Annotated in this window: 8 protein-coding genes; 7 read left to right on the top strand and 1 reads right to left on the bottom strand. The window is 50.9% G+C overall.

Annotated elements, in window-relative coordinates:
* Nucleotides 1–85: 85 nt before the first annotated feature.
* The 3 genes from AC6I7T_RS10610 to AC6I7T_RS10600 all read left to right on the top strand — a co-directional run bounded on the left by AC6I7T_RS10610 (nt 86) and on the right by AC6I7T_RS10600 (nt 3,323).
* Nucleotides 86–1,333: an acyltransferase family protein gene (locus AC6I7T_RS10610; RefSeq protein ID WP_497793361.1), complete on the top strand. Its 1,248-nt coding sequence runs from the start codon at nt 86–88 to the stop codon at nt 1,331–1,333.
* 198 nt (nt 1,334–1,531) lie between these two features.
* Nucleotides 1,532–2,314 carry a methyltransferase domain-containing protein gene (locus AC6I7T_RS10605; protein WP_497794590.1) on the top strand — a complete coding sequence of 261 codons (783 nt, stop codon included), beginning with the start codon at nt 1,532–1,534 and terminating at the stop codon, nt 2,312–2,314.
* A gap of 7 nt (nt 2,315–2,321) precedes the next feature.
* Entirely contained in the window at nt 2,322–3,323 is a 1,002-nt protein-coding gene (locus tag AC6I7T_RS10600; RefSeq protein WP_497793360.1) for a glycosyltransferase family 2 protein, read from the top strand.
* 1 nt (nt 3,324) lies between these two features.
* On the opposite strand, the gene AC6I7T_RS10595 is transcribed toward AC6I7T_RS10600, so the two are convergent.
* Complete coding sequence (locus tag AC6I7T_RS10595; protein WP_497793359.1) at nt 3,325–4,791, bottom strand: hypothetical protein; 1,467 nt, start codon at nt 4,789–4,791, stop codon at nt 3,325–3,327.
* A 200-nt stretch (nt 4,792–4,991) separates the two neighbouring features.
* Between AC6I7T_RS10595 and AC6I7T_RS10590 the strand changes: the two genes are divergently transcribed.
* The 4 genes from AC6I7T_RS10590 to AC6I7T_RS10575 all read left to right on the top strand — a co-directional run bounded on the left by AC6I7T_RS10590 (nt 4,992) and on the right by AC6I7T_RS10575 (nt 12,355).
* The gene (locus AC6I7T_RS10590; RefSeq protein ID WP_497793357.1) at nt 4,992–5,318 is read left to right on the top strand and encodes a PadR family transcriptional regulator; all 327 of its coding nucleotides are present in this window, start codon (nt 4,992–4,994) and stop codon (nt 5,316–5,318) included.
* A gap of 8 nt (nt 5,319–5,326) precedes the next feature.
* Nucleotides 5,327–7,957: an ABC transporter permease gene (locus tag AC6I7T_RS10585; RefSeq protein ID WP_497793356.1), complete on the top strand. Its 2,631-nt coding sequence runs from the start codon at nt 5,327–5,329 to the stop codon at nt 7,955–7,957.
* 278 nt (nt 7,958–8,235) lie between these two features.
* Nucleotides 8,236–8,961, top strand: coding sequence for a TIGR03435 family protein (locus tag AC6I7T_RS10580; RefSeq protein ID WP_497793355.1), 726 nt, complete (start codon nt 8,236–8,238; stop codon nt 8,959–8,961).
* Between the two features lie 325 nt (nt 8,962–9,286).
* Complete coding sequence (locus AC6I7T_RS10575) at nt 9,287–12,355, top strand: beta-mannosidase (RefSeq protein WP_497793354.1); 3,069 nt, start codon at nt 9,287–9,289, stop codon at nt 12,353–12,355.
* Nucleotides 12,356–12,791 lie beyond the last annotated feature (436 nt).

The following is a 12,791-nucleotide window of genomic DNA, read 5'->3' as shown; positions in this document are numbered from 1 at the left end:
AGTTTTCGTTTCGGTGCAGACCAAACATTGATATGTGCGTGGTCATTCCGTTCAAAGAATGACCCGACAAGCAACGGAGGCCCAGATGCATTCTGTTGTCAGCTCTCAACCTTTCGAGACAGAAAAGGTCGATAGCCAGCCTGTCTCCCAGAGCTCAACTCTTAAGCCTCCGCCGCGCAATGTCGCGGTAGACGCATATCGGGGACTGGTAATGCTGCTCATGATGGGGGAGGTCCTGCAGTTTGCGGCTGTCTCCCACAGTCATCCGGACAGTCTTTTCTGGAGAGTGCTGGCTTATAACCAAACGCACGTGGAGTGGGCAGGCCTTGGGCTGCACGACATGATCCAGCCCTCGTTTACTTTCCTGGTCGGTGTTGCCCTGCCTTACTCCATCCAGAGCCGGCTTCGAAAAGGCGACAGCGTCAAGAAGCTTTTCTTTCACACGCTGTGGAGAAGCTTCGTCCTGATTGCTCTCGGAATCTTCCTCCGTTCGCTTCATGATACTCAGACCTATTTCACCTTTGAGGACACCTTAACCCAGATCGGCCTCGGCTACACTGCTGCGTTTCTATTGGCTTTCTGCCGTCCCAAATGGCAATGGATCTCATTAGGAGCAATTCTGTTTGGATATTGGCTGGCTTGGGCACTCTATCCGGCACCTGGTCCGGGGTTCGATTATGCTGCCGTCGGAGTGCCCCCGGACTGGCACCATAACTTTACAGGGTTTGCGTCTCATTGGAACAAGAACAGCAATCTTGGGCAGGCCTTCGATCTCTGGTTCCTAAACCTTTTCCCTCGTTCTTCGCCATTCCGGTTTAACGAAGGGGGCTATCTCACACTCAGCTTTATCCCGACGTTGGGGACGATGCTGCTGGGGCTCTTTGCCGGAGAGTGGTTCCGGGCCTCTTCTCCGAAGATTCCCTTAAAACGCTTCTTCCTTGTTGGTTCAGCGCTGATTCTCGGCAGTCTGATGCTGCATTTTCTCGGTATCTGCCCCATTGTGAAGCGCATTTGGACGCCGAGCTGGACGCTCTTCAGCGGCGGCCTCTGCTTCTATTTCCTTGTTGCCTTTTCCTGGTTGATTGATGTCAAAGGCAATCGTCGCTGGGCTTTTCCACTGGTCATTGTAGGGATGAACTCTATCGCCGCCTACATGATGGCCCATCTCTGGGAGGGGTTCATCGTCAATAATCTCCATATTCACTTTGGATACAGGGTCTTTCAGGTTATCGGGGCATCGATGGAGCCACTGATGCTGGGAATCGGCGTGATGCTGTGCTACTGGCTAGCTTTGTACTGGATGTACCGGAATAAGATATTCATCCGGATCTGAGGCGAATTCAGCCCTGGAATGGTGTGTTTTTCAGGATTGTTCCAAAACCGTCGTAAGCATGTAGCATTAATGTGTGGGTCAGGAGTCTTTAGGTCGTCCTGCCTTTTGCGGCAAGAGCTGCAACACACACATAAAGGTATGAGCCGGTGCTCCGCTTTGCAATGAGAGGCGGCGGGAGATATCGGCTCCCAGGTGCTAATGAAGAAATCCGACGGTTATGTTTACGACAATGAGTTCTTCCGGTACATCCAGGAAGGCTCGATTCGATCTGCGCAAAAAGTTGTTCCACTGGTAGTCAACGCTCTGGGGCTACGGAGCGTACTGGATGTGGGCTGTGGAGCGGGTGCGTGGTTGAGTGCGTATCGTAACCAGCCCCTCGAAGACTATATGGGAATTGATGGGGACTACGTCCTGCCTGAGTCTTTGCTGATTCCAGCCGATCATTTCCAGCCTCATGACCTCACCCAGCCCTTCGATCTGAAGCGGCAATTCGATCTGGTTCAATGCCTGGAAGTATCAGAACATCTGCCGAAGCCCGCTGCTGCCACAATGGTCGAAAATCTTGTCAGGCATAGCGGCAAGGTATTGTTCTCTGCCGCGCCTCCGGGACAGGGTGGTGAGAACCATCTCAATGAACAGTCGTTCGAATACTGGCGTGCTCTTTTTGCCAAGCACGGATATAAGCCCTTTGACTTTGTCCGTCCGGCAATCCGGGGAAATGCGGATGTGGAGTGCTGGTACCGGCACAACGTAATCCTGTATGTAGCGGAGAGGGAGATTCCCTCACTTCCGGCTGCTGTTGCTGCGACTGCGATTCCGGATGGAAAGCCGATACCAAAGGTCTGGAGCCTGTTCTATGGGCTCAGGTGTGGGATTCTTTCTTTATTGCCACCTTCCTCTTTATCGAAAGTCGCGATCTTGAAGCACCGGTGTATCCTCACATACCGAGGGATTCTGAAGCAGAAAAAAGCAGCCCTGTAGCGAGCAAATGGAAACGTCAGTACAAAACAAGTCTGTTGTGAGTCAAACAGAGTCCGGCCCTGTTGCCAGGCGATCCCTGCATCAGCTGTCGATCGTTATTCCTTGCTATAACGAGGAAGAGGTTCTGACGGAAACCTCCTTTCGCCTGACTGCTCTGCTGCAAGATTTGTTACAGAATCGGTTTATTGACGAAGCTGCTGCCTATTTTGTGGACGATGGGTCGAATGATCGTACCTGGCAGCTGATCGAAGAACTGTCCTCACAGAACAGCTTTATCCATGGAATCAAGCTCTCTCGGAACTATGGACATCAGGCCGCTCTGCTTGCGGGTTTGTTGAATGTTCCTGGAGACGCTGTAATTAGCATCGATGCCGATTTGCAGGACGATCTGGAAGCAATTCGTGGCATGGTGAATGAGTATTGTGCCGGTGCGGAGATTGTCTACGGAATCCGCCGCGAACGCAGTACCGATACGTTATTTAAGCGCTCTACTGCGGAAGCTTACTACCGCCTGCTACAGCGGATGGGTGTTCAGCTTGTCTTTAATCATGCCGATTATCGATTGTTGAGCCGTCGTGTCATTCTGGCATTGGATAGCTATAAAGAAACCAATCTATTTCTGCGAGGATTGATTCCTCAGCTTGGCTTCCGTTCGGCAGTAGTTGCCTATGATCGTCGAGAACGCTTTGCTGGGAAATCCAAATATCCCTTTGCAAAGATGTTGGCTTTAGGGATAGAAGGAATCACATCCTTCTCTGAGATACCGCTGAAGCTTATTACCGTGCTTGGGGTGCTGGTTTCGATTGCCAGCTTCATGATGGCGCTTTGGGCTCTGTGGGTGAGGATTCTCAATCCGGCTGCGGTACCGGGATGGGCATCTATTGTGATTCCTATCTATCTGCTTGGAGGAATCCAGCTCTTCTGCATGGGCGTCATTGGCCAATACCTTGCGAAGGTATATTCAGAGGCCAAAGGACGCCCGCGTTTCATCATCGAAAAGACGCTATAGCTTATTCTTCCTGAGGCGTAGCAGGACAGGCTCCAATCCTCTCATAGAGCCACCATTCCCCCACGTGATACCGGAGCTGAATGGTACAGGGTGCCTTGGCAAAGTACTCTGACGAGATATCGTGATCGGCTTTGACAACAAAGTACCGATAGAGGTCCCCATGAAACTCCTGCCACTCGAATTCATCCGGGTTCCATTCGAAATCCCAGAGCACGGCATGTGGTATTTTCCCTTCCCGATAAACAACCAACTCCGGATGCATCATGGCAACACTGGGATCGACGACCCCGGCCTTCTCTGCCGCATACCAGCTTGGAAAGTGTAGGAAGAGGGGAGAGAGAAACAGCTCATGGTCATAGTTGAACACCATGGACAAAGTTCTCTGTCCGGGTTGCATCTGTGCTTCGAGTTGCCGGAACTGCTTTGCCTGTTTTCCGAAATCCCATGTCCGGTAAGAAAAGTTGGCGACACAGCCCACAACAAGGAGAATCGCTGCAGCTTTTGCCCATTGTGTTTTTCTACCTTCGGCATCTGCCGGTTTCAGCACGAGAAGAAACATGGGCAGCAGAAAGACGGCAAACCGTTGGTAAGTGAAGTCTGTTCCGAAGAGCGTGGCAGGCAGAAAGAACAAGATCGCGAGACACACTAAAAGAGGCAGCCAGCGACTGAATCTTTTTTGAAGACGCATACCGGCAAGGAGGGGAAGCACCAGAATCGCTAGTCCGATCAGTAGGGAGGGCAGTGCCTCACGCATACCGAATAAGCGTGGGAAAAAGCCGCTCAAGCGTCCCCATCCCTGGTGCGGTGTTGCGTCCAAGAGAAAGGCGTAATAAGGCTCAGCCGTCTGGAAAAGATGCAGGTCCAAGAGGGACGGCCTCTTCGCCCCTGGACTCGACATCGTATTATGTGCCCAAAGCCCGGCTACCGGAACAACTGCGGCAAAGGATGCCAGCAGGAGTGCTGCTTTCTTAACAGGACGGATTTCAAGTAGCGTATATCCCCCGGCTACGAGCAGCAGAAATGCGCAGACGAGCGCATGGCAAAAAAAGAGCCCGATAGTACAGGCAGCAATGAGTGCCGCCTTCGGAACGGTTACGTTCTTGGCCTGATAAAGCACGAAGCAGAGAAACAATAGCCCCACAGGTGCTGCGACTACAAAATTGAGGAAGCCCCATTGCAGTGCGAAGCCATATAAGCCGGGAATTGTAAGGATTGCCCAGAATCTATCGATACCAGCCCAGCGCAACAGCAGCGCCGTTGTTAACGGAACAGCGACCAATAGAAGAGCCACAACAATCTTGCAGGCCATCGCAATTCCGGTCAACGAAGCTACCGCATATACCAGCATGTAGCCGAATAGATAGGGCGTGAACCAATGGATCCGGTATAACGACGCGAAGGCAAAGTTGGGGTTGTGCAAATCCTGGAGCAGCGCAATCTGTGCCGCATGCTGAGGTAAATCAGACATCGGGGGATAGGGCGACAGCCAAATAGGAAGTGTTGCCAAAAGGCTTATAAGTAGTAAAAGAAATTTTCCCGATATTCTCATCTATCTACGATTATGCCTGCCACAGGCAAAGATTGCCTATGACGAAGCTCTCAGTATCTTGACATCCCAAGATGTCTAGGCCTATGCTCCATACCAAGAAGCAAAGGGGTGCGTTCTGCATGGCGAGAAATGATCTACAGGGAAGCCTCGATCTCTTGGTCCTCAAGACCCTGTCCCAAAGGGGAAGACTGCATGGATATGGGATTGTCCTCCATATTCAAAAGGCGTCCGACGAGTTGCTGCAGGTAGAGGAAGGTTCTCTTTATCCCGCTCTCCATCGTATGGAGCAGAGTGGATGGATCAGTTCGGAGTGGGCCATGACCGAGACAAATCGCAAAGCCAAGTACTACAAGCTGACTGTTGCCGGGAAGAAGCAATTACAGGAGGCCGAGGAAAGCTTCGAGCAGTTGGTGAAAGGCGTTCGTGCCATTCTGCGCTATGCGTAAGGAGTGTTATGTCCAGCTTGCGTCGCCTTACAAATCTCCTTTGCCGCTCTCGCGTAGAGCGTGAAATCGATAGGGAGCTACAGTCTCATATCGAGATGCGTATCGAAGACAACCTTGCTTCCGGCATGTCTCCGGATGAGGCCAGGCACGATGCTATGCTTCGTTTCGGCAATCCTGCTGTCATGAAAGAACGCGCAACTGCAGCAGACACAAATCTTGGTGTAGCGAGTATTGTCCGGGATCTTCGTTATGCTTCCCGGCAGCTACGCCGTTCGCCGGGCTTCGCGCTAACTGCCATCCTCACACTCGCCTTAGGCCTTGGCGCCAATGTGGTCGTTTTCGGCGTCCTGAATTCTCTGATACTGCGTCCGCTTAATGTCCCAGGAGCCGACAGGCTCTTTGAAGTGGGCCAGCACGATAGTATGACGCAGTCCTATCCGGACTATCTCGATTATCGGAATCGCAATAGCACGTTCAGCGATCTTGCAACCTTCCGTATTGGTATGGTCGGTATCGGCATTAGTGGGACGGCAGAGAAGGCTTGGGAGTATTCGGTCTCCGGCAATTACTTCGACATGTTGGGTGTTAAACCTGCACTAGGCCGTTTCTTTCATGCGAGCGACGAACATGGTCCTAATTCCGCTCCGTACATTGTTTTGAGTGATGCTTACTGGCGTACTCATTTCCATTCCGATCCGGGTGTGGTTGGTAAAGTCGTAGATCTGAATAAGCATCCTTTCACTATCATTGGTGTGGCTCCTGGAACCTTCAATGGCACAGAGCTTTTCTTCTGGCCCGACTTCTGGATACCAATTGTGAACGGAGCGCAAATTGAGGGTTCTAACTTCCTAGAGCGCAGAAGCAACCATGGGCTTTTTATTCTTGGAATGCTTCGGCCTGGAGTTACCGTTCACCAGGGAACAAATGATCTCAATACGATTTCCCTGCAATTGTCCAAAGAGTACCCGTCTACCGACGACGGCCTGAGAGCACGGCTGATCAAGCCGGGACTGATGGGAGACACCCTCGGCGGACCGGCCAAGCCTTTCCTTACGGCAATCATGGCTCTCGCTCTGCTGGTGCTGGTAGCTGCGTGCGCAAATCTGGCCGGGATCTTTGCGGCGCGAGCTGCGGACAGGACGCGGGAGTTGGCAATCCGTCTCTCGATTGGTTCAACTCGCTGGCGAATCCTCCGGCAACTGCTTACGGAATCGGTACTGATTTCAATGATCGGTGGACTACTGGGAACTGCTGTTGCTTCTGGACTGCTCCATGTTCTCAGTCGCTGGCAGCCGATTACGGAATTTCCTATCCACGTTACAGTGCTGCCTGACACCCGTGTCTATGGAATGGCCTTGCTGCTTTCCTTCGTGAGTGGGCTGCTACCCGGGCTTCTGCCTGCGAGACAGGTCTGGAAAACGAGTGCCATGCAAGCAATGAAGGGATGGTCCGAGAAGAGGCTAGCGCAGCGTTTTACCTTGCGCGATATCTTGCTAGTCGTTCAGATTACACTCTGTGCGTTGCTGGTAACGGCCTCACTCGTTTCTCTGCGCGCAATGGCGCGAGCCGTACATGCTCCCTTCGGTTTTGTTCCTCAGAATGTGGTGCTTGCCGAGATGGACATGCATATGGCCGGTTATACAGATGCCACGGCCTTTCCTATGCAGCGTCGTTTGATTCGGGAAATTGCTCGTATTCCTGGCGTCACTGGAGTCGGAACGATCGATGGCCTGCCGCTGAGTGGGCATGGTGATACGGTTCGTATCTTCCGGCAGGGTACTACAGATCTGCGTCCTTCCAATGGTGTGATGTCTTCGCGGTCATTCACTATCTCTCCTGGATACCTGCAAGCAGCAGGTACGAAGTTATTAAGTGGACGGGATTTTACCTGGCAGGACGATGCCAATAAACCAAAGGTCGCAATAGTAAACAGAACTTTCGCCCGCAGGCTATTGGGAGGTGCTACGGCTATAGGCGGGTACTTTCTGCGCAATAGCCAAACGCCGTACGAGATCGTTGGAATTGTCGAGGATGGCAAATATGGCTCCTTAACAGAAGAGTCCACAGCGGCTGCGTTTCTTCCTCTCGCGCAAGAGCCGGAAGACGATACGACAATAGTTGTCCGTTCGCAGCTGCCGTCAGCAGAGATAACAAGCTCGCTCAGCTATATATTGTCGGAGGCGGATCCCAGTATTCCTTTTAGTTGCAGAAATTGGTTTGACGCTCTAGCTCTGGTCCTTTTTCCTGTACGCGTAGCTACCATTTCTCTGGGAGTTATGGGCCTGCTTGCCGCAATGCTCGCTGTTACTGGCATTTTCGGGATGGCAGCCTATTCTGTATCGAAACGCTTACGCGAGCTTGGCATCCGCATAGCTTTAGGTGCGAGACGATCGCAATTGCTGGGTTCTGCTTTAGGTCGGCCAATTGTTTTGCTCCTCGTGGGATCGCTTGTAGGTTTGTTATTAGGAATTGGAGCCGGAAATCTGCTTGCAGCTCTTGTCTATCAGGCAACTCCGAAAGATCCCCTGGTTCTTATAGGTGCTATCGGAGTCATGGCATTTGTTGGTCTGGTAGCAACATGGATTCCGGCAGGTCGTGCTCTGTCCGCTAATCCGGCACGTCTATTGCGGGAAGACTAAGGTTTTTGGGTCCCGGTATAGGCCTTGCGCTCGCATTTCTGTCAAAACAAGTTAATAACAACGAGAGCTGATCTTCCAGCCATACCTGGGCAAATTAATATGGTTGATGCCTTACGAGGTGATTGCTTCCAGTCTTAATGGGTAACACCCATAGAAAGAAGTAGGATCGCATAGCTCTTGAGGTAAGATGTACGCGACGGTAAAACGAGAACCCTATGTTGAAGAACCATCGCGTTTCCAATTCTAGGTATGTGACCACGTTCATTTTTGGGATATTGATGTCGAGCGTTCTCTGGGCTCAAAATGTGGACGCGCACAACGCGGTGTCGGGTACCTCGGTCGAAGGCTCGACCTTTGAAGTAGCTTCAATTCACATTGTTCCGCCGGAACGAAGGGGGTTCACATCGATCGGTCCTTATAACGAGAGGATATTTACGGCCACAAACATCCCGCTATCAATCCTGATAGCTCTTGCCTACAATCTCGACTCGGCAAATCTGGAAATGCCCAAGGAGACTGATTCTCTCTATCTTGACGTTTCAGCTCGGCGTAGAGATGAGGCAGATCTTAGTTACGAAACATTGCGCCCTGCACTTCAGCAATTACTCAAGGAGCGCTTCCATTTGGTTATGCATCACAGCGTTAAGCAGGTATCAGGCTATGCCCTCGTATTAGGAGGAGGCATTGAGAGGCTAACGCCAACCAAGGCTCCGCTGGCACAGGGGAACATCCTGCCGTCAGAGATTCGAGGTCAGAGCATGCCGATGAAAGTCTTTGCTGCTCTGCTGTCACGTCCGGTGAGGCGACCTGTTATCGATCAGACAGGGCTGACAGGAAACTATGAAATCTCGCTCCGTTATGCCCCGGTTGATTCTACTGATTCGGAGCTTCCCACAATCTTCACCGCTGTACAGGAACAGCTTGGACTAAAACTCGTGCCGCAGAAGGTTCCAGTGGATTTTCTGATTGTCGATCACGTCGATAAAGAGCCGACGAGCAATTAAGGAAGTTGGGGCTGCCTGGTGCATGTTCATTGCGGTAGACGTGCGGCAACAATATCCGTGTTTCCCGGAGCTCCGTTCACTGTAGAAGTACGTAGAAGGACTTCGAAGTACACAGGCTTTTGCTGGCTATCGGAAATATTCAGAACTTTACGAAGCTTGCGTCGTCCTTCTTCTTCTGCAAGAAGTAAACCCGCCGCCTCAGTGCCTTCCTGTTGAAGCCCCGAATGGTCTGCGGTCTATGCCAATCGCGATAAGTCGGTTCCCTTATCCCGCCATTTCAAAAAGCTCAACCTCTCAAATCTAGATAATCATAGTAATCAATAGTTTGGGCCAGCTGCCTTTCTCCAACCCCGCATACGGCGAGTTGGCCAATCAAAAGCCGTATTACACGGAATTCCGCGGTTTCGGATGTCCGAATGAAGGTCTGATCCTTCTGAAGAAAACTCAATTCGGCCTCGACGGCCGTTTCCGGGTGACCTTCTGTGCGGAATTCTTCAACGCATTCAACCGTCATCACTACAATGATCCTGTTGCAGGATCTACTCAAGGCCAGCACTTCGGCAATGTAACTGGTATTTGGGTGATCCAAGGAAGGGACAGGGTGGCGCTCGTTTCGAGTGGTAATTTGAAAGGCACGGACGGCACCCAACATTTCTTCGTGCTTTCAACTTCCGAAGACTCCACCTCAACTGGTATATCCGGTGGAGGTGAAGTCTTGAGTTCAGTTCTAGTAATCGATTTTCTGAGATATACACATATTTATTCTTTTCTGGGAGTGATACGGATGCAGTTGCAAAGACAAGGTCCTCTGGTCATCTTACTGTCAACCCTTCTGCTGCTTCTGCCCCTGGCAGCACAATCGAGTTCGACCAAGAAGCAAAGCTTGAATTTGAATGAGAACTGGACATTTCGCCAGGTAGGAGGCGATGTCTCCAGCGCCAAGTGGCTACCCGCACAGGTCCCTGGAGTTGTTCATACCGATTTGCTGCGGAATAAAGTGATTCCCGACCCTTTCTATCGTGATAATGAATCGAAGTTGCAGTGGATTGAAAACGCCGATTGGGAGTATCAGACCACTTTCCAGGTTTCTCCCGAACTTCTGAAGCACCGGAATCTCGAATTGGTCTTTGACGGTTTGGATACAACGGCAGAAGTTTATCTCAATGGCACCCAGGTGCTTGCTGCCGACAATATGTTTCGTGCCTGGCGGGTGAACGCAAAACCTTATCTGCATGCAGGTGCAAATCAAATCCGGATTCTCTTTATCTCGCCGATAAAGGAAGGTGCAAGGCTAGCAGAAAAGGACAAGTGGCATAAGGAGTTCAAGACTCCCGATAAATCATATTTGCGCAAAGCAGTATATGAATTCGGTTGGGATTGGGGCCCGCGTTTTGTGACCAGCGGAATCTGGAAGCCTATACATCTCGAAGCTTGGGATGAGGCTCGCGTCTCTGACTTTCATATCCGCCAGGCAGATATTACGAAAGAGGTTGCTCATCTCAGTGCTGAGGTAGAGCTTACCGCAGCGGAAAGCTGCTCTGGAACTCTGACGGTATCTTATAGACATGATGGCAAGCCGCAGAGTGTCCCATTAGCGGTTACCTTGCATCCTGGGGTGAATCGGGTTGTATTACCTGTTGACATTAAGAATCCTGAGCTCTGGTACCCCGCAGGTTATGGTGCACAGGCGATGTACAAATTCGATGCGCAGCTGAAGATTGGGAACGAAGTTGTAGATGCCGCCACGGTCCGCACAGGGCTGCGCTCTGTAGTATTGCGCCGGGAAAAGGATAAGTGGGGACGCTCGTTTGAAATCCAAGTCAATGGAATTCCAATCTTCGCGAAGGGTGCCGATGTTATTCCCTTCGATAGCTTTCCAACGCGAGTAGGTACCCTAGAGTATCGTCGCGTACTGCAGTCGGCTCGCGATGCCAATATGAATATGATTCGGCACTGGGGCGGCGGATACTATGAGAGCGACGAGTTCTACGAAATCTGCGACGAATTGGGAATCATGGTATGGCAGGATTTTATGTTCGGCAACAATTGGCAGCCGGGCACCTATGACTTCAAACAAAACGTAGAGAAGGAGGCCGAGTATCAGCTTCGTCGTTTGCGGAATCATCCGAGCATTGTTCTCTGGTGCGGGAATAATGAGACCGAGATTTCATGGAACTGGCAACAAGATATTACGAAAACGCTTACTCCTGACGCTCAACGTCGCATGTGGCAAGACTACCTTGTACTGTTCAGCGGAGTATTAGCCAGTGCCGTGCATCAGTATTCACCAGAGATTCCATACTGGCCGAGTTCTCCAAGTGCTGACTATGAAGATACATCGAAGGAATATCAGTCGGGAGACACGCATAACTGGGACATCTGGCATGGCATGGTTCCCATACAGGATTACGATAAATATTTCCCCCGCTTTATGACTGAATTTGGTTTTCAGTCCTTCCCGGAGATGCGCAGCGTGGAAGCCTTTACAGAGCCCGAAGATCGCACCGGCATTCTGACACCAGTGATGCTAATCCACCAGAAGAATGCAGCCGGCAATGCGAAGATTCATGAATACATGCTGCGGGACTATCCTGAGCCAAAGGATTTTGCTTCTTTCCTCTATGTCAGTCAGGTATTGCAAGCCGAGGCTATTAAGTATGGAGCTGAACACTTGCGGCGTATTCGTCCACGTTCGATGGGCTCGATCTATTGGCAGTTGAATGATTGTTGGCCCGTGGCTTCCTGGGCAAGCTTGGACTATTACGGGCGGTGGAAAGCTCTCCACTACTATGCCCGGCGCTTCTACAACGATCTACTGGTGACCTCGCATGTTGAAGACGGCGCGGTAAATACCTATATCGTTTCCGATCGCACAACCGCTACCAGTGCGAAGCTTCATTTGAGGCTGATGAACCTCAGTGGAGAGGTGCTGAAAGAGGAGACGCGTGAAGTTCAGCTTCCAGCACTCGCCAGTACATCCGCTATGCAATGGACGATGGCGGAATTAAGCGCAATTCACGCCTACGATCCTGCAAAGGTCTTCATTGCTTCTGAGTTGCTGGTCGGTGACAAGGAGGTCTCTTCCAATCAGTTGTATTTTGCCAAACCTAAAGAGATGTCACTCATCCCGGTGGCAATCGATAGCCATCTGGAGGGAGAGAACAAGGTTTATCATCTTCAACTTTCGTCGAAGATGCTGGCTCGTTCAGTGTTCATTAGCTTCGGGAAATTGGATGCAACTCTTTCAGATAACTACTTCGATCTCGTACCCGGAAAGACTGCAGAGGTCAGCATTCATAGTAATGCTTCTCTAGAGGAGCTGCGATCTGCATTGAAGGTGATGAGCTTGTCCGATGCTTTTCCTCCTGCACATCCAATTGCGGCTAAAAAGTAGATCCCCACAGGTGACATCAAACGATTCATTGCGAGCGTGGCCATTCTCTGACGGAATGGCCATGCTCGCATGTTTTTTGATCAGTAGCGCTAATCCTGAGTAGCTCAAATCACGGATATTTCCCTCAACATCAAGATAAAGGTACCGATGCTTGGAACAACAATAATGCGGCACGATTCGTTCTCTTCGGACAGGAATCACGATAGCGACTATTTCCCTGAAGCCAAAAGACGTTGAAAGCCATAAATATGGTATCCGGTAATACTCAACTTGCCATCGCGTGGCGTGCTCTTTCTGAGTACCATGATTGACGATCGATAGCTTGTGGTGAGTTGTAGATCACAATAACGACATCAGTAGTGCTGGGCATTCAGACTTAATTGGGCACATTCTCCAATCGCGACGGTTCTTTAGCCGTGTGTTGACGTAAAGGGAT

It is taken from the genome of Humiphilus diazotrophicus (assembly GCF_059726315.1).
The sequence above is the reverse complement of the archived record's forward strand: the minus strand, read 5'-3'. Positions and strand labels throughout refer to the sequence as shown.